We start from the raw sequence: 16,313 nt of genomic DNA on the forward strand, positions 1-16,313 counted from the left end.
AGGGCGAGTAGCAGCGTAACTTTTTTCATGTTGGATAGCGAATGAAATGGTTGTTGAATCGAGGGCGCAAGTAGTGAATAATCCTATTGCTCCCCAAATCCCCCCTCAACCAAGCTTCCACTCCCCTACCCCATGAAAATCCTTATCCTTAATGGCCCCAACCTGAACCTGCTGGGGCGGCGCGAGCCGGGCATCTATGGCACCCGCTCGTTCGACGACTACCTGCCCGAGCTGGTGGAGGCCTTTCCGCAGTTCGAGCTGGAGTATTTTCAGAGCAACCACGAGGGCGTCCTCCTCGATAAGCTCCACGAAGTAGGCTTTAGCTACCACGGCATCGTGCTCAACGCCGGCGGCTTCACCCATACCAGCGTGGCGCTGGCCGACGCCGTGGCCGCCATTGGGGCGCCCGTGGTGGAGGTACACCTGAGCAACCTGCATGCCCGCGAGGAGTTTCGCCAGCGCAGCCTGCTGGGCCGCAACTGCGTGGGCAGCATCAGCGGCTTCAAACTCGACAGCTACAAGCTGGCCCTGCACTACTTCGACGGCCAGCGCCCCAAGCGCATGGGCTTCCGGGTATGAGAAAGTGAGGTGAACCCATTTCAGACCGTGCGAATAACTGGCTGGAAGTAACGTCAATCAGAGTATTCCGCGCATCAAGCGGTAGCTGGTCCCCCAAACGAGTTTCTGTTGCTCTAGGGCGTGAGGTTGCCGAGGCTGCGGTTGAGCGTGGGCACGCTCTGGATGGCCTCGCGGCCCAGGTAAAAGGCCTGCCCGTTTTTGTCGGCCGAAAACGGGTCGCTCTGGTTGCCCACCACGGTTACTTCGCCCAAGGCCGTAGCGGCGGCTACCAGCCTAAAGGTCTGGCGGGCCACTTTGCCCAGGTTCGGGTACAGCCCTGCCTGGGTTTGGGTAGTGTAGCCTACAAACCTCATCTGCAAGGCGTAAGGACCGATGGGGCGCAGCTTGTTGAGCAGAAACTTACCGCTGGCATCGGTCTGGGTACCGGTGGGCACGCGGGTAAGCACGATAATGGTGCCCGAAATAGCTGACCCGGCCGGATCGGCCACGAAGCCCTCGAATGCGCTGGTGGTCATCCGGGCCTGCTCAGCTAAAAACAACAGGCAGAGCCATAGTAGTAAGTAGTGTTTAAAGATACACGATTAGGCAAGCAGGTTATACCTGCTGGTAGGAGGGAACGTATAAGTGGGAGGAACAGCATGGCGTAAGCTGCCCGAAACGCAACAAACGGCCGACGTACGGACTGTAAAATCAGCCGGATTTAGCGGCGGATCAATTCCCCGAATCTGTCACCGGGGGTGTCTTCATCGCATGGGCGCCGCTAAGGTAGGCGGCAGACCAGATACGTGGTGCATTCCGGCTTTCAGGCCAAGGAAAACCGGCCCGCCAGCCTTCCCATTCCCCATTTCCTACCTTTGTAGCTCCACCCCTAATCTTTCTATTGATGTATACTTTCAATCCCGGACCATCGCAGGTGTACCCCCAGGTACGTCAATATTTGCAGGACGCTTTTGACGAGGGCTGGCTCTCGGCGCCTCACCGTGGCGAGCGGTTTGTACAGCTTGTGCGCCAGACCGTGCAGGAGCTTAAAACCAAGCTCAACATTCCGCAGGACTATACCGTGTTCTTCATGAGCTCGGCCACCGAGAGCTGGGAAGTGCTGGCCCAGAGCCTAACACCCACCAAGAGCTTCCACCTCTACAACGGCGCCTTTGGCCAGAAGTGGTACGAGGCTGCTAAGTCCCTGCGCCCGGCCTCCGTGGGCCATAAGTTCGGCATCGATGAGGTGCCCGACGTGGATAAGCTGCCCGGCCTCGACGACCAGACCGACTTGGTCTGCATCACCCAAAACGAAACCGGCACCACCACCCAGCTGCGCGACGGTGTGGTGCTCAACATGTATAACCGCTTGCCCAGCCGGGCCTTGCTGGCCGTCGATGCCACGTCCTCGATGGCTGGCATCCAGCTCAAATTCATTAAGGGCGACATCTGGTTTTCGTCGGTGCAGAAGTGCTTCGGGCTGCCCGCGGGCCTCTCGGTAATGGTGCTCTCGCCGAGGGCCGTGGAGCGGCTGCGCAAAATCAATGAGCGCAGCCACTACAACTCGCTGCCCGACCAGTACGACAAGATGCTCAACTTCCAGACCACCCACACGCCCAACGTGCTGGGCATCTACCTGCTGAGCCGCTCCATCCACGACAACCCACCGATCAAAACCACCCACCAGCACGTAGTCGAGCGGGCTACCAAGCTCTACGATTACTTCGACCAGGCCACCCAGCTCCGGCCGCTGGTAACCAACCCCGAGACTCGCTCGCACACCGTAATTGGCCTGAAAGGCACACCCGCCCTCATCGATGAAGTGAAGCGCCGGGCCCTGGCTCAAGATCTGTTTATCGGCAGTGGCTACGGCGACCTGAAGCCCACCAGCGTGCGCATCGCCAACTTCCCCGCCATCCCCGATGCCGCCTTCGAACAGCTCGTGCAGTTCTTCGCCCGCGAGTTCTCCTAAATCACAGATGTTGCTGATGTTGCTGATGGCACAGATTCGTTCTAGTAGCGGATTCGTTCTGGCGGCGGATCTGTTCAATCGGCCCCATCACCCACTCATCAGAACGAATCCACCACCCGAACGGATCTGCCGCCAGAACGGATCTGCGCTATCAGCAACATCAGCAACATTTGTGATTCATGTTTAGCCTCAAAGAAATAGCCTCCGTCACGCTTACGCTGTTTGCCATCATCGATATTCTGGGCTCAGTGCCCATTATTATTCAGATTCGGCAGCGGGAAGGGGGCGTGAATGCCGAGAAAGCTACGCTGGTGGCCGGCATCCTCATGGTGAGCTTTTTGTTCGTGGGCCAGAGCATTCTCTCGCTCTTTGGAGTTGATTTCCAATCTTTTGCCCTAGCCGGCGCCATTATCATCTTCCTCATCGGCATGGAGATGATTCTGGGCATCGAGCTGTTCCGCCACGACCCGGCGGCCGGCACGGGCTCCATCGTGCCGCTAGCCTTCCCGCTTATCGTGGGGGCCGGCACCATGACCACCCTGCTTTCGTTGCGGGCCGCTTACGAGCTGCCCAACGTGCTGGCCGGTGTGCTCGTGAACCTGGTGTTCGTGTACCTGGTCATCAAAAGCTCGGCCTGGATCGAGCGCAAGCTTGGCAAGGCCGGCGAAGACATCCTGCGCCGCGTGTTCGGCGTCATCCTGCTGGCCATCGCCATCAAGCTGTTCAAAACGAATTTTTAGAAGTGAGATAAGTGAGATAGTAGAAGTGAGAGGGGAGACTTTCATGCTGACGCCCAATTCATTTAGGCTGGCAGCACGAAGGTCTCCCCTCTCACTTCTACTATCTCACTTATCTCACTTCTAAAAACTCAGTATTCCCCTATTTCCGGCTCCTCGCGGCTCATGAGCAGGCCAACCATCATGAGTACGCCGGTGAGCAGGATAACCAGGAAAAGGATATTTTCGGAGACTTCGCCGATGAGGTGTTTTTGCGGAATACTATAGAAAAGCAATACCGTAATCAGGCCTTTGGGGGCGATAAACAGCTCGGGGATGAGGTCGGTTTTGGCGATGTAGCGCAGGTAGAAGTAGCGGATGGCCGTGAGGGCTGACACAATGAGCACACCCTGAATCAGGAGCTGGGGGCTGAGCAACTTGCCCAGCGTGATGCTGAAACCGAACAGCAGAAAGAAAAACGTGCGAATCAGGAAGGCCGACTCGGCCGTGATGCTGCGCAACTGGTGCAGCTCCTCGGTGAGGCGTTCGGGGTTGAACCACCGTTTCAGGGGCCCCACCATGAACTGATCGGCATTATTGACGGCCAGCCCGAACACGAGCACCAGAATCAGGGAGGAGAGGTGCAGGTTTTTGGCCACGCTGTAAAGCAGAATCAAGAAGGCCAGGATCAGGAAGAACTTGACGTGCAGCCGAATCCGGTCGAGCAGAAACACCAGGGCCGCCGTGCTGACCACGGCCACCAGCAACACCGATACCACATCGACCCCGAAGGTAACGACTGACATGCCCTGGGCGAAGTTGTCCTGGAGGGCGAAGTTGAAGAGCATGATGCCCAGAATGTCGGAAAATGTACTCTCGTAGATGATGAATTCCTGCTTTTCGCCCGTCAGGCCGGCCACGCTCGGGATGGCAATGGCCGAACTGATAACGGCCAGCGGAATAGCATTGACGAGGCAACTCTGAAAGTTAACGTGCAGCCAGAAGTGCAGAATCAGGGCAATAACCACCGACTGCACCACTAGCATGAGCACCGCCGCAAAGAAGGAACGCCGGATAAGGGGAGCTTTTTCGCGGGTTATCTTGAGGTCGAGTGCCCCTTCCAACACAATCATAATCAGACCAATAATACCGAATATTTCCAGTATTACTTTGGGTGTAGTGAAGGTAAAGTCGAAGTAGTCGGCCCCCTGACGCAAGGCAATGCCTGAGAGTAGCAACATCAGCACCGACGGCACTTTGGTGGCGCGGGCAATCAGGTCGAAGAGGTAAGACAGAATCACGGCCAGGCTCAGGCCGATGAGGATGGAATAAGAACCCATAGAAACAGTAGAAGGTAGCCCGGTTGTGGCCTCGGCTATACGCGCCGCAACGGCGGATAGCTGAGACCCGGGGAAGGCGAAGATACAGTTTCGGCGGGCTTGGAGCGGAATTAGGGCAGCTTTGGCGGAAAAACTGGGGCTGGCCGGTGCGGGGCCGTACCTTTGCCCGATGCATAATTCGTTGGGTTTTGAGGTGGCCGTGGTGGGCGGCGGGCCAGCCGGGCTACTGGCTGCCCAGCGTCTGGCCGAAGCCGGCTGCCGGGTGCGCCTCTACGAGGCCCAGGCCACGGTGGGCCGCAAGTTTCTGGTGGCCGGGCACGGGGGCTTCAACCTAAGCAACGCCGAAGACGCGGCCCCTTTTGCGGCCCGATACGCCGCCCGCCAGCCCGAATTCGCCCGCTACCTGGCCCACTTCTCCCCCACCGAGCTGCGGACTTGGGCCACCGACCTGGGCATTGGCACCTTCGTGGGTACCAGCGGCCGGGTGTTTCCTGAGCCCCAGCACAAACCCGCCGAACTGCTCCGGGCCTGGGTGGCCCGGCTGCGGGCGCTAGGCGTAGAGCTGCACCTGCGCCACCGTTGGCTGGGCTTTGCCGCCAACGGTGGCCTGCGCCTGCGCGACGAAGCCACCGGCCAGGAAATGAGCACCCGGCCCGCCGCCACGCTGCTGGCGTTGGGCGGGGCCAGCTGGGCCAAAACCGGCTCCGACGGCCGCTGGCTGCCCGAGTTGGTGCGGGCGGGCGTACCCGTTGAGCCCTTCGCACCCAGCAACTGCGGGGCCGAGGTGGCATGGTCGTCGTTTTTCCGCGAGAAAGTGGGCCGGCAGCCGCTCAAGAATGTGGCCTTGAGCTGCGGCCCGGTTACGGTGCGGGGCGAAATCATGCTCACCGATTACGGCCTCGAAGGCACGCCCGTGTATGCCCTCACGCCCCAGCTGCGGGAAGCGCTGGCCAGCGGCGGCCCGGCCCTGCTCCACCTCCACCTCAAGCCCGACCTCAGCCCCAGCCAGCTGCTGGCCAAGCTCGGGCGCCGCCGCCCGGGCAAATCGGTGGCCTCGTTTCTGGCGGACGCCCTGCGCCTAACGGCCCCGGTGCCTACGCTGCTTCGGGAGCTGCCCCCCCTCAGTTTTCCAGTCGAACCAGCCGCCGCAGTAGCCCTGCTTAGTGCCCTGCCCATTCCCGTTAGCGGTCTGCGGCCTCTCGACGAAGCCATCAGTACGGCCGGTGGGGTGGCTTGGGCGGGCCTCGATGAGCACCTGATGCTACGCGCCCACCCCGGCACGTTCGTGGCCGGCGAAATGCTCGATTGGGAAGCGCCTACCGGCGGCTACCTGCTGCAAGGCTGCCTGAGCACCGGCGCCTGGGCCGCCCACGGGATGTTGCAATGGCTGTCCGCAAAAAGGTGAGCGAGTGGATGGTTCACTCACTCACCGAGTCGCTCATTCACGGCCCGTTCGGCGGCTTCGGCTTCGGCGAGCAGGGTTTTGGCCTCGTTGAGCAGGCGCTGGCCATGGTCGAGCTGCTGGCGCAGGATGAGGGCAAACAGGATGAAGTAAGAAACAATGGGCAGCAGGAAGCCCAGCGCGAACCAAAGCCAGAACGAGCGGCCATAGCTATAAGCGCAGTAACCCGTCGTGAACGGCAGCAGCGAAATGGCAAACAGGCCAGCTATAACTAAATCGACGAACATGACGCGGGGGCTGAACGGAAATCTTGCGGAAGATACACCAGCGGGGGCGGGTGCGCAAATGTGAGGGACTGGGGACTGCTGCTTATAACCCCTGGCCCGGCCCAAGGTTGGCCCCGAGGCGCATTATGTGCCCGGGGGCTTCGCCTTTCGGCGAAGTTTTTGCGTACCTCTCCCTTTCCGCCCTCCTCATCCTGCCCTCCACGCTCTGCCTGCCGCCCCTATGTGGGAAAACCAAAGCCTGTTCCGCGTATCCGTCCAGCTTTTTGCTGATGGCGTTTTTAACCTGCTCGACCGGGCCTTAAAACCGGAAGTATTCCTGTTGGGCGTGGCCTCGGCCCGCGAAACCGACGAACCCGAGGCCGTGGTCGTGGAGCCCCAGTCGCACCGTTACGGGCCCGCCGATTTTGCGGCCGTTAAGATGCATGCTGCCGCCCTCGAACCCGATGGCCCCCGCGAAGTGGTGTACCACCTTCACCCGCTCGACCACGACCGTTACGAAAAGCAGCATTGGTACGAGCTGTTGCGCCGGGCCACCGAACAGACGTTGCAGGAATTGGTCAGCCAGCGCCAGGAAGACCGCGTGAGCTTCTGCTCCCTGCCCATCGGCACGGGCGGTTACCAGGTTATCGTGGTGCTTCAGCTTTGTGGCGAGGCTTACCAGAACTACTATGCCCTGCCCGGCGCCGACGAGCCTAACCGGCCGCCCTCGCTACTGGCCGCCACCGTGCAGGAGTTCCTGCAGGATGCTGCCCGGGCTCTGCGCGAATCGGACCACGACGACGACGACCGGCTGGTGCTCAACCGCGACTATAACGAGGTGCTGCGTGCCGCTGGCCGCCGCTTCATGTTGCGGGCCGCCGCCGGAACCCACGGCCTCTACGATGCCTGCAACGGCGTGGCCGCCCTGCGCCACGAGGGCGACGAGGGCGTGGGCACGATGCTGGTTTCGCGCCGCCACCACCCGGCCGTAGTACCTGTCCTCACCCTCGAATCGCCGATTCCGTTGCGCGACCACCGCCGCGTCCGGAAGTTGCTGGAGCTGAGTGAGGGCCGCAACGCCCTTATAACGGATGCCACCGACGTATTTGGATTGGGCTACCTCGTGGAGCCCGACAATGCCCAGTACGAGCCCGTATTCACGGTGCATTTCACCAAGCACTACAGCTGGGAGCTGAGCCACGACGCGCATCTGATGATGAAAGTGGTATCGAACACGCCGCGCCTGCCCCAGGGCACCATCGACGAGGACAACTTCACGCGGGCTGTGAATCGAGTGTTTCCGGCCGTTGATGGTGCCGGAGTGGCCTACCTCTGGGAGCTTACGCTCAAGGCCACCAAACAAACCCACGGCACTATTCTGGTTATTTCGGAAGGCGCGGCCCAGGAAGCAGCCCGCCTCACCCGGCAGTGTTTCCGGGTGGCCCCGCGCCTGATGACGCCCTCCGTGCTCCGCTTGGTCACGAACATCGACGGGGCCGTGCTCATCGACCCGGCCGGCGTCTGCCACGCCATCGGAGCCATCCTCGACGGTTTGGCTACCGAAAAAGGCGATTCCAGCCGCGGCTCGCGCTACAACTCGGCCCTGCGTTACGTGGAAAGCAGCCGCTACCCCGTGCTGGCCATCGTCGTCAGCGAAGACGGCTGGATTGATTTGCTCCCGCCGGTACGGCGGTAGGTTAGTGAGGTTTTTCAGGTTTTAAGACTGCGTAAAAAAGAAACGTCATGCTGAGCCGGAGTCGAAGCATCGCTACCGCAATAGTAATCCTGACGTTGGATTTACCATTGCGGTAGCGATGCTTCGATTCCGGCTCAGCATGACGTTCTTTCCCTAATTTCCCTAAAACCTACCCATTCACGCTCTTCATCATGGCTTCGGGGTAGCGTGAGCCGGCGGCGGCGTGCCGGGGGGCTATTTCGTCGATGCGGGCCAAGTCCTGGGGCGTGAGGAGGAGGTCGGCGGCGGCCACGTTTTCTTCGAGGTAGCTTACGCGCTTGGTGCCAGGAATGGGCACGATATCGTCGCCCTGAGCCAGTACCCAGGCCAGGGCCAGCTGGCCGGGGGTGCAGTCTTTCTCAGTGGCTATTTCCTTGATGCGGGCTACCAAATCGAGGTTTTTCTGGAAGTTCCCGCCTTGGAAACGGGGCGTATGGCGGCGGTAGTCGTCGGCGTCGAGATCTTCGAATTTCTTGATCTGCCCCGTGAGGAAGCCCCGGCCCAGGGGCGAGTAGGGCACGAAGCCAATGCCCAGCTCGCGGCAGGTAGGCAGAATTTCGTCTTCGGGCTCGCGGCTCCAAAGCGAGTACTCAGTTTGCAACGCCGTAATCGGGTGGACCTCGCAGGCCCGGCGCAAGGTATCGGGGGCGGCTTCGCTCAGGCCCAGGAAACGCACCTTGCCTTCTTCCACCAGCCGGCTCATGGCCCCCACCGTTTCCTCAATGGGCGTACTAGGGTCGACGCGATGTTGGTAGTACAGGTCGATGTGGTCGGTGCCAAGGCGCTTAAGGCTGGCCTCGCAGGCCGAGCGCACGTACTCGGGCCGGCCATTGATACCGCGCTTCTCGGGATTATCGGGGTCGCGCTGGATGCCGAATTTGGTGGCGATGATGGCCTCCTTACGGCGGCCTTTCAGGGCCCGGCCCAGTAATTCTTCGTTGGTGAAGGGGCCGTACATGTCGGCCGTATCGAAGAACGTAACGCCCAGCTCCAGCGCCCGGTGCAGGGTGCGGATACTCTGCTCGTCGTCGCGCTGACCGTAAAAATCGGACATGCCCATGCAGCCTAAGCCCAGGGCGGAAACGGAAAGGCCGGCGCGGCCTAGTTGGCGAGTTTTCATAGTGCGGTATGGTTTAGGTGAGGGGATGAATAGCCAGAACGGCCCCGGCGGCCAGAAGTTTGCCCGCCGCCCCAACCTCCAGGTTTCCCCTGCGTTTCTTCGCTGAAACCCTTTTCCTGCCTCCCCCATGCCCACTCCAACTCCAACTTTCGACCAAGACAACCGCCTGCTGTGGGTGGAACGCATTTCACGCCTGCTCGACAGCCAGTTCAAAGTACCCGGCACCACCTGGCGCTTCGGCCTCGACCCCATTATGGGCCTGATTCCGGTGGTCGGCGGCCTGCCTTCGCTGGCTATTTCCGGTATCCTGATCATGACCATGTTGCGCCACGGGGCCAGCGGCAGCCTGGTGGTCCGGATGGTGTTCAATGTCGTGCTCGATGCCCTGATCGGGGCTATTCCGATAGTGGGCAGCATCTTCGACTTCGCCTACAAAGCCAACGACCGCAACGTGGCGCTGCTGCGCGCCCACTACGCCGAGGGCAAGTACCAGGGCAGCGGCAAGGGCCTGTTGCTGTTTATCATCCTGACGCTGCTGGTATTCGGTGGCCTACTGGCTTGGGGCACCTGGACGCTGGGCGCATTGCTCTGGCACTGGGCCACGGCCGGGCACAACCCGGGCTGATAAGGGCTGAATAGGCTGGTAACAGCTGCTGGCGGGGGCATCACGGCACGTTAGTCTACACCGGGCGCTCATCTTCCGTGCGTACCTTTGCCCCATGAAAATGCTCCGATTGACGCCGTTGCTACTGCTGCTGGCGGCCTGCCAGGCCCAGCCTGATGCCGAGCACAGGTGGCTACCGCCGAAAAAACCGTGCTGGCCCACCACGACTCGCTCATGGCCCAGATGGACCAGCTGTACGAGTTGCGCCAGCAGCTAACCAAACTACCGGCCGCCGATACCGCCGCCACCGGCCGTAGTCGCCGGGCGCTGCTGGGGGCCGAAAACGGGATGATGTTCTGGATGCACAACTACCGTCGGCCAGCCGACTCGGCCACTGCCGCCCGCCGCCTCGCCTACTATGCCGGCCAACAGGAACGCATCGATTCGGTGAGTCGTTTGTTTCTAAGCAGCCAGGACTCGGCCCGCCAGCTGGTAGGAGCCGCCCCGGCCGCCAATCCATCATCTGCTCAATAATGACGACTTTGTTTTCGAACCGCTTCGGCCATTTGCTGGCTGCTACCGTTACCGGCCTGGGCCTGCTGCTCGGCGGCTGCTCGCCTTCCGCCTCCGATAACGCGGCTACCCAACCCGACCGCCTGCCCGTGCTGGGTTTTAAAACGGCCGAGCCTACTTCCCCCGCCGACACCCTGCCCGACCGCATCCCGGCCTTTCGCCTCACCAACCAGGACAACCAGGTAATTACCAACCAGACGTTTGCCGGCAAGGTCTACGTCACGGATTTCTTCTTCGCCACCTGCCCCAGCATCTGCCCCAAAATGCAGAGCGAGTTGCTGCGGGTGTACAAGGCCTTCGACCAGAACCCCAACGTGCTGTTCCTGAGCCACACCATCGACCCGGCCCACGACTCCATTCCGGTGCTGCGCGACTACGCCGAGCGGCTGGGCATTCAGGATGCCGCGCGCTGGCACTTCGCCACGGCTCCCCACGACACCATTTTCGCCCTGGCCCGAGCCTATATGACCGGGGCCGAAGTCGACCGCACTGTGCAGGGCGGGTTTGCCCACAGCGGCACGTTCGCTCTCGTAGATTCCCAGCGCCGGGTGCGGGGCGTGTACGATGGTATGGTGCCGGCCGAAGTAGACCGCCTCATCCAGGATATTCCGGTGCTGCTGAAGGAAGAAGCGGCCGGCCGCCAAACCGCTACCCGCTAATGCGGGCGGCCAGTATTTTGCGGGCAGCAGCAGTGGGGGCAGCGCTGCTCACGGTGGGCCTGAGCGGGTGCTTTACGGAGCGCCAGAACGAGGGCGCCAAGCTCTACGCCAACCACTGCGCCAGCTGCCACGGCGACCAGGGCCAGGGCCTGGAGCGCCTGATTCCGGGCGTAGCCGCCGCCGACTACGTGGCCCTGCACCGGGCCGAGCTACCCTGCCTTGTACGCAAGGGCATGAAAGGTCCGCTGGTGGTCAACGGCATCGAGTACAACCAAGTGATGCCCGGCCACGAGGACCTGACCGACTCGCAGATTACCAACCTGCTCAACTTCGTGCAAACCACCTGGGGCAACCACAACCAGCCCTACACCATCCGCGAAACCTCGGAGCTGCTCGGCCGCTGCAACGGCTCGGACGGGCAGTAAAGAGGTGAAGGAAGCCGCCGATGTGCGTGATTGAGCCTGCTGGGTGAGCTGCTTATCGGGCGGCCGGGCGGCGGCTATGAGTAGTAACCGGGTCGTTCGCTGACCCATTGGGAAAGCAGGTCCGGAGAGATTGGTCGCATATTTTGGTGTGCATCTTCGCCCAAACCTGCTTAGCTTGCACTTTCATCTCTTTGTTTTGATATGGGTCTGTTTGACTTTCTGAAAAAGAAGCCCGAAGACGGCGCTTCAGCTCCTACCCCCGCTGCTCCCTCCTCCCCTGCCGCCGACTCCGGCGCAGCGGCCCAACCCACTGCCCCGGCCGAGCTTACCGGCCCGCGCTACAAGGGCGCCAACTACACCATGCCGGCCGAAGAAGCACCGGCGCCAATGCCCTTCATTCCGCCTGCCCCGCCCATTCCGATGCCCGGCAACCAGGGCGGGATGATGCCGGAGCAAGTTGATTTCCAACCCCTCAACATTCTGGAGCATCTGCTGATGCAGGCCGCCCAGGACCCGCAGTTCCGGACGCCTTTTTACCAGGCACTGCTAGGCGAAGAAATTGTGGTAGTGATGGCCGCCAAAGAAGGTCAGGAGCCCGGCGAAATCACCCCTAGTGAAGGCATGGAAATTCAGCTCCAGGCCCTGCACGATGGCAAAATCGCCGTGTTCACGGCCGTAGAGCGCCTTTTCGATAACGGAGCCGTACCCGAAGGCAGCGTAACCTATATGCGCCTGCGGGGCCACGACTTCTTCACGATGGTCCAGGACGCCGACTGCGCCCTCAACCCCTTCTCGGCAGTAGGCAAGCTGCTGCCAGCCGACGAAATTAAGGCCCTGATGGCCGGCCAGCTCTTCGAAGCCGCCCCGCCCCAGGACGTGCAGGTTTCGCTGCACCAGCCCGACCCCGAGCCGACTGAGTTGCTGGCCGGGCTGCGCGAGTACTGCGCCACCCAGCCTGCCATCAACAAGGTGTACCTCACGGAGATGCGCATGCAGAACGCTCCCGACCAGTCGCGGCTGCTCGTAGCCTTCGATAGCGAAGAAAAAGATCCGGCTTTCCTGCAGGATCTGGGGCCCGTCATTCAAGGCAAAATCAACGAGGCCCAATTCGTGGACCTGATGTTGATAGACCCCGCTTCCGAAGAACCCCTGAATCAGTACCTGCTCACGACCGAGCCGATTTATAGCCGGGCTTAGGCTCTTAGTGCTTAGAGAAAGGAACGTCATCCCGAGCGAAGGGAAGAATTTGGCGTGCTAATCGTTGAACTAATCCTCAACGACGGCACGCGCTATTCTTCCCTTCGCTTGGGATGACGTTCCTTTTTTCAAGCCCCTAATTGCCGGAGCTTTATTCCTGGCGACTCATCGCCCGCCGCAGCACTGGCCGCAGCGTGAAGTAGAGCACTGGTCCCAATACCAGGAACGCGCCGGCCCAGAGCAGCAGCGCCCCCAGAATAGCATGCCAAAGCAGGCCCAGGGCGGCCAGCCAGTCGTGGCTGAACAGGAAGCGGAGCTTTTCCAGTGTCAGTTCGGGGGTGTAGCCGCCCCAGAGCCGGGCGCCCTGCCGCAGCATGGGAATAATGACCAGCAACTGCACCGGGCTCCAGAGGTGGGCAACGAGCAGAGTAGCCGCCACATTCAGGCGCAGGCGCACTGCCCCGAACGTAGCCAGCAGCGAAGTCACGCCCAGCATCGGAATCAGGCCGCAGGCCGAGCCCAGGGCCACCGTAAGGGCCAGCTGATGCGGCGTGAGGCCCTGCTGCAAAAGGTTCAGCAACGGCTGCAGCACGCGCCGCCGCCACCAGCTGGCGGGCGGGACCGGGGTGGGCGAAGCAGAATCGGGAGCGACAGCGTCGTGCATGAGGGCGGGAGAAAGAAGCGAAGACTTCGCGGCGCGGTAAGGGGCAAAAGCCGCATTCGGTTAAGTGGCCCTGGCCACGAAATTGCGGTAATTTTCCGGGCTACGGAAAAACCACCGGGTTCGGTGGCCGGGTAGTACCTTCGCCCTCCGCAGCCGTGCTGGTTACATTGCCCCGATCCGCCTGTTTTTTCCATGCCCTACGTATCTGCGCTTAGCCGCGCCCGCCGCCCCTTCACCGCCTTTCTGCTGCTGCTGAAACGGGCAGCTCGCGAATTTGGGGCCCAGGACCCGCTGCGGCTGGGGGCGGCCACGGCCTTCTTCACCACGTTTGCGCTGCCGCCCATCGTCATCATCCTCATTCAGGGGCTGGGTTCGCTATATTCGGCCTCGCAGGTGCGGGTGCTGCTGCTCACCAAACTTTCCCACCTGCTGGGCGCCTCGGCGGCCGGGCTGGTCGAGCAGATCCTGCGCAACGTCACCGATATCGAACGCAGCCGGCTCGTGACGTGGCTGGGCTTCGGGTTTCTGCTCTTCATTGCTACCACCCTGTTCGGCGTCATCCAGCACTCGCTCAACCAGATCTGGCAGGTGCGGGTGCGGCGCAGCAACGGCCGGCTGCGCACCGTGCTTAAGGAGCGGGCCCGCTCGCTGGGCCTGCTGCTGGCCACCGGGCTGCTCTCGATGCTGGCTTTTCTCTTCGATGCAGCGCTGGGATTTGTGGCCCACTACGCCGATTTTTTCGACGCTACCATCAGCGCCTTCGTATTGGAAACGAGCAATCTGGTGTTTTCGCTGCTGATTCTGGTGGGCTGGTGCGGGGTCACGTTCCGCAACCTGAGCAGCGCTAAAGTGCCCCGCAAAGCGGCCTGGCGCGGGGCTTTGCTGACGGGCGGGCTTATCAGTCTGGGCGAAAATGTGCTGAGCCTGCTGCTAGTACCGCGCAACCTGGGCCCCATTTATGGGCCGGCTTCGAGCATCGTGTTGGTGCTACTGTTCGTATTCTACTCGGCCATGATTTTCTACTTCGGGGCCTGCTTCACCAAAGTCTACGCCCACCACGTGGGCCTCGATATCCGGCCCAAGAAATCGGCCGTGCGCTACCGGCTGGTTGATGTGGTGGAGCAGGAAGTTGAGGAGAGGTGAGAAAGGGTAGGGGAACCGAACGCAGACAGAACGTCATTCTGAGCGAAGCCGGAGGCGTAGTCGAAGAATCTCTACCGCTTCGTTGAACTGCTAAGCCAACGAAGCAGCAGAGATTCTTCGACTACGCCTCCGGCTTCGCTCAGAATGACGTTCCCCTTTCTCACTTATAATCTTTCCCTGTTCCCCTTCAACAAAGCGTTACCTTTGCGGATTGAACCCGCGTTTATGACTCCGACTACCCCGTCTACTTTCGCCGACCTCGGCCTTGCTCCCGAACTGCTCCAAGCCCTGGAAGAACTTCAGTTCTCTGTTCCCACCCCCGTGCAGGAGCAAGTGGTGCCCATGGCCCTGGCTGGCCAGGACGTAGCCGGGCAAGCGCCCACCGGCTCGGGTAAAACTGCTGCTTATGGCCTATCAGTGCTGCAACTGCTCGATCTGAAGCAGGACGCCGTGCAGGTGATTGTGCTGGTGCCGGCCCGCGAGCTGGCCCTGCAGGTGCGCGACGCGCTCAAGAAGCTAGGCAAGTACCTGCCCAACCTACGGGTAGCGGCCTTCTACGGCGGCCATGCCTTCCGCGAAGAAACCGCCTCCCTCACCCAGGCGCCCCACATCGTGGTGGCCACCCCCGGCCGCCTGCTCGACCACTTTGAGCGGCGCAGCATTATCCCGAATCAGCTCAAAACCCTGATTCTCGACGAGGCCGACAAGCTGCTGGAACTGGGTTTTCAGGACGAGCTGGTGGAGATTATCAAGCGCCTGCCCCGCCGCCGCCAGACCTTGCTGTTCTCGGCCACGATGTCGGACAAGGTGCTGGACCTGATCCGCAAGAACCTGACACGCCCCCGGGTGGTGAATGCCGGCGGCGACACCGACGAGCTGCCCGAGAGCCTGACATTGCTCGGCCACTTCGGCCCCGTTGAGAAAAAGCCGGCCGCCCTGCTGCACCTGTTGCAGCAGCCCGAAACCGGCCGCGCCCTCATCTTCTGCAACACCCGCGACCGGTGCATGGAGCTGACCCGCTTCCTGGTAGGCCGGGGCGTGGCGGCCGAGGTGCTCCACGGCAAAATGCCCCAGCCCGAGCGCGACAAAGCCCTGCTCAAGCTCCGCAACGGCTCCAGCCAAGTGCTGGTAGCCACCGACGTAGCCGCCCGCGGCATCGACGTGACCCAACTCGATACGGTGGTGCAGTACGACGCCCCCGACAAGGCCGACGGCTTCCAGCACCGGGCCGGCCGCACGGCCCGGGCCGGGGCCGAGGGTACGGCCCACATTCTGGCCACCGAGAAGGAGCAGGCCCACGTGCAGAAGTGGCCGGTGGCGGCCTCCATCCAATGGAAGCCCATGCACGCGCCCAAGCTCCCCCCCGCCGCGCCCAAGGCTCCCCGCCCCGAGAACATCACCCTGCACGTATCGGCCGGTAAGAAGGACAAAGTGAGCGCCCACGACCTAGTGGGAGCCTTCGTGAACGTGGGCGGCGTGGCCCGCGACGAAGTAGGCCACATTGAGGTATTCGATTACTACAGCTACGTGGCCGTACCTCGCGAGCAGGCCCAGCAGGTCGCCGACCGTTTGGCTGGCACCAAGGTAAAGGGTCGCAAAGTGCGCGTTTCCATCGTGGCGTAACCACTGCCGCGCCATGTTTTGGCGCGGAGCCTGATAAGGACAACCGTTTTCATTCCCGGGATTGGCTTCGCACTGCGCGGCCAATCCCGGGTTTTTTCGTTGTTTCTTATCCGGCCGACTGGTCGGGAGCGGCTTCGCGTCAACCGAATCAGGGGCTGAGAGCGAAAGGTATAGGGTGTGCGGTAAGCGTATAGGCGGCAATTAACCCCGCCTAGGACCTTGTCAAGCATCTTTTTTTCCGTCGGGCAGGAGTCTATATTTGATTGTCTGAACCAGTCGGTAGCGGGCCGAGAACGGTGTGAGCGGGATTATAGCC

At 61.6% G+C, this 16,313-nt stretch carries 17 protein-coding genes; 12 read left to right on the forward strand and 5 right to left on the reverse strand.

All coding sequences use genetic code 11. The features are described 5' to 3' along the window. Positions 1 to 132 precede the first annotated feature (132 nt). On the forward strand, positions 133 to 579 hold the full coding sequence (locus CDA63_RS16140) for a type II 3-dehydroquinate dehydratase (RefSeq protein ID WP_088465494.1): 447 nt from the start codon (positions 133 to 135) through the stop codon (positions 577 to 579). A 113-nt stretch (positions 580 to 692) separates the two neighbouring features. On the opposite strand, the gene CDA63_RS16145 is transcribed toward CDA63_RS16140, so the two are convergent. Next, on the reverse strand, positions 693 to 1,094 hold the full coding sequence (locus CDA63_RS16145) for a carboxypeptidase-like regulatory domain-containing protein (protein WP_088465495.1): 402 nt from the start codon (positions 1,092 to 1,094) through the stop codon (positions 693 to 695). Positions 1,095 to 1,462: 368 nt separating this feature from the next. Between CDA63_RS16145 and CDA63_RS16150 the strand changes: the two genes are divergently transcribed. Both CDA63_RS16150 and CDA63_RS16155 read left to right on the forward strand, forming a co-directional pair. Further along, positions 1,463 to 2,530, forward strand: coding sequence for an aminotransferase class V-fold PLP-dependent enzyme (locus CDA63_RS16150; protein WP_088465496.1), 1,068 nt, complete (start codon positions 1,463 to 1,465; stop codon positions 2,528 to 2,530). 179 nt (positions 2,531 to 2,709) lie between these two features. Continuing rightward, positions 2,710 to 3,270 (forward strand): MarC family protein, encoded by a 561-nt coding sequence (locus CDA63_RS16155; protein ID WP_088465497.1) that lies wholly within the window; start codon positions 2,710 to 2,712, stop codon positions 3,268 to 3,270. A gap of 128 nt (positions 3,271 to 3,398) precedes the next feature. On the opposite strand, the gene CDA63_RS16160 is transcribed toward CDA63_RS16155, so the two are convergent. Further along, positions 3,399 to 4,586 (reverse strand): cation:proton antiporter, encoded by a 1,188-nt coding sequence (locus CDA63_RS16160; RefSeq protein ID WP_088465498.1) that lies wholly within the window; start codon positions 4,584 to 4,586, stop codon positions 3,399 to 3,401. A 169-nt stretch (positions 4,587 to 4,755) separates the two neighbouring features. On the opposite strand from CDA63_RS16160, the gene CDA63_RS16165 reads away from it, so the two are divergent. Further along, positions 4,756 to 5,991 carry a BaiN/RdsA family NAD(P)/FAD-dependent oxidoreductase gene (locus CDA63_RS16165; protein WP_088465499.1) on the forward strand — a complete coding sequence of 412 codons (1,236 nt, stop codon included), beginning with the start codon at positions 4,756 to 4,758 and terminating at the stop codon, positions 5,989 to 5,991. A gap of 17 nt (positions 5,992 to 6,008) precedes the next feature. Here the strand turns inward: CDA63_RS16165 and CDA63_RS16170 are convergent, their stop codons facing one another. After that, positions 6,009 to 6,275: a hypothetical protein gene (locus CDA63_RS16170; RefSeq protein ID WP_088465500.1), complete on the reverse strand. Its 267-nt coding sequence runs from the start codon at positions 6,273 to 6,275 to the stop codon at positions 6,009 to 6,011. A gap of 220 nt (positions 6,276 to 6,495) precedes the next feature. On the opposite strand from CDA63_RS16170, the gene CDA63_RS16175 reads away from it, so the two are divergent. Further along, complete coding sequence (locus CDA63_RS16175) at positions 6,496 to 7,950, forward strand: DNA integrity scanning protein DisA nucleotide-binding domain protein (RefSeq protein WP_088465501.1); 1,455 nt, start codon at positions 6,496 to 6,498, stop codon at positions 7,948 to 7,950. A gap of 169 nt (positions 7,951 to 8,119) precedes the next feature. Here CDA63_RS16175 and CDA63_RS16180 read toward each other — a convergent pair whose 3' ends face one another. After that, on the reverse strand, positions 8,120 to 9,109 hold the full coding sequence (locus CDA63_RS16180) for an aldo/keto reductase (RefSeq protein WP_088465502.1): 990 nt from the start codon (positions 9,107 to 9,109) through the stop codon (positions 8,120 to 8,122). Between the two features lie 127 nt (positions 9,110 to 9,236). On the opposite strand from CDA63_RS16180, the gene CDA63_RS16185 reads away from it, so the two are divergent. The 5 genes from CDA63_RS16185 (at position 9,237) to CDA63_RS16205 (ending at position 12,567) form a co-directional block, all read left to right on the forward strand. Then, positions 9,237 to 9,734 carry a DUF4112 domain-containing protein gene (locus CDA63_RS16185; protein WP_088465503.1) on the forward strand — a complete coding sequence of 166 codons (498 nt, stop codon included), beginning with the start codon at positions 9,237 to 9,239 and terminating at the stop codon, positions 9,732 to 9,734. A 168-nt stretch (positions 9,735 to 9,902) separates the two neighbouring features. After that, positions 9,903 to 10,247 carry a hypothetical protein gene (locus CDA63_RS16190; protein ID WP_088465504.1) on the forward strand — a complete coding sequence of 115 codons (345 nt, stop codon included), beginning with the start codon at positions 9,903 to 9,905 and terminating at the stop codon, positions 10,245 to 10,247. Then, positions 10,247 to 10,945, forward strand: a complete 699-nt coding sequence (locus tag CDA63_RS16195) for an SCO family protein (protein ID WP_088465505.1) — start codon at positions 10,247 to 10,249, stop codon at positions 10,943 to 10,945. Before CDA63_RS16190 ends, CDA63_RS16195 begins: the two co-directional genes overlap by 1 nt. Further along, positions 10,945 to 11,370, forward strand: coding sequence for a c-type cytochrome (locus tag CDA63_RS16200; protein ID WP_242434708.1), 426 nt, complete (start codon positions 10,945 to 10,947; stop codon positions 11,368 to 11,370). The genes CDA63_RS16195 and CDA63_RS16200 overlap by 1 nt, the downstream gene beginning before the upstream one ends. Positions 11,371 to 11,571: 201 nt before the next feature. Then, entirely contained in the window at positions 11,572 to 12,567 is a 996-nt protein-coding gene (locus CDA63_RS16205) for an enhanced serine sensitivity protein SseB (protein WP_088465506.1), read from the forward strand. A 151-nt stretch (positions 12,568 to 12,718) separates the two neighbouring features. Here CDA63_RS16205 and CDA63_RS16210 read toward each other — a convergent pair whose 3' ends face one another. Beyond that, entirely contained in the window at positions 12,719 to 13,231 is a 513-nt protein-coding gene (locus CDA63_RS16210) for a DUF2062 domain-containing protein (RefSeq protein ID WP_088465507.1), read from the reverse strand. 192 nt (positions 13,232 to 13,423) lie between these two features. Here CDA63_RS16210 and CDA63_RS16215 point away from each other — a divergent pair, with 192 nt between their 5' ends. Together CDA63_RS16215 and CDA63_RS16220 are read left to right on the forward strand one after the other, a co-directional pair. Then, positions 13,424 to 14,374, forward strand: a complete 951-nt coding sequence (locus CDA63_RS16215; RefSeq protein WP_088465508.1) for a YihY/virulence factor BrkB family protein — start codon at positions 13,424 to 13,426, stop codon at positions 14,372 to 14,374. 225 nt (positions 14,375 to 14,599) lie between these two features. Next, entirely contained in the window at positions 14,600 to 15,997 is a 1,398-nt protein-coding gene (locus CDA63_RS16220) for a DEAD/DEAH box helicase (protein WP_165768343.1), read from the forward strand. Positions 15,998 to 16,313 lie beyond the last annotated feature (316 nt).

The organism is Hymenobacter amundsenii (assembly GCF_002204745.1).
Taxonomy (GTDB): domain Bacteria; phylum Bacteroidota; class Bacteroidia; order Cytophagales; family Hymenobacteraceae; genus Hymenobacter; species Hymenobacter amundsenii.

Coding starts and splice junctions, on each gene's coding strand:
- CDA63_RS16165 (WP_088465499.1), top strand. CDS start 4,756: ATGCATAATTCGTTGGGTTTTGAGGTGGCCGTGGTGGGCGGCGGGCCA.
- CDA63_RS16215 (WP_088465508.1), top strand. CDS start 13,424: ATGCCCTACGTATCTGCGCTTAGCCGCGCCCGCCGCCCCTTCACCGCC.
- CDA63_RS16180 (WP_088465502.1), bottom strand. CDS start 9,109: ATGAAAACTCGCCAACTAGGCCGCGCCGGCCTTTCCGTTTCCGCCCTG.
- CDA63_RS16195 (WP_088465505.1), top strand. CDS start 10,247: ATGACGACTTTGTTTTCGAACCGCTTCGGCCATTTGCTGGCTGCTACC.
- CDA63_RS16175 (WP_088465501.1), top strand. CDS start 6,496: ATGTGGGAAAACCAAAGCCTGTTCCGCGTATCCGTCCAGCTTTTTGCT.
- CDA63_RS16200 (WP_242434708.1), top strand. CDS start 10,945: ATGCGGGCGGCCAGTATTTTGCGGGCAGCAGCAGTGGGGGCAGCGCTG.
- CDA63_RS16160 (WP_088465498.1), bottom strand. CDS start 4,586: ATGGGTTCTTATTCCATCCTCATCGGCCTGAGCCTGGCCGTGATTCTG.
- CDA63_RS16170 (WP_088465500.1), bottom strand. CDS start 6,275: ATGTTCGTCGATTTAGTTATAGCTGGCCTGTTTGCCATTTCGCTGCTG.
- CDA63_RS16145 (WP_088465495.1), bottom strand. CDS start 1,094: ATGACCACCAGCGCATTCGAGGGCTTCGTGGCCGATCCGGCCGGGTCA.
- CDA63_RS16205 (WP_088465506.1), top strand. CDS start 11,572: ATGGGTCTGTTTGACTTTCTGAAAAAGAAGCCCGAAGACGGCGCTTCA.
- CDA63_RS16210 (WP_088465507.1), bottom strand. CDS start 13,231: ATGCACGACGCTGTCGCTCCCGATTCTGCTTCGCCCACCCCGGTCCCG.
- CDA63_RS16150 (WP_088465496.1), top strand. CDS start 1,463: ATGTATACTTTCAATCCCGGACCATCGCAGGTGTACCCCCAGGTACGT.
- CDA63_RS16155 (WP_088465497.1), top strand. CDS start 2,710: ATGTTTAGCCTCAAAGAAATAGCCTCCGTCACGCTTACGCTGTTTGCC.
- CDA63_RS16220 (WP_165768343.1), top strand. CDS start 14,600: ATGACTCCGACTACCCCGTCTACTTTCGCCGACCTCGGCCTTGCTCCC.
- CDA63_RS16140 (WP_088465494.1), top strand. CDS start 133: ATGAAAATCCTTATCCTTAATGGCCCCAACCTGAACCTGCTGGGGCGG.
- CDA63_RS16185 (WP_088465503.1), top strand. CDS start 9,237: ATGCCCACTCCAACTCCAACTTTCGACCAAGACAACCGCCTGCTGTGG.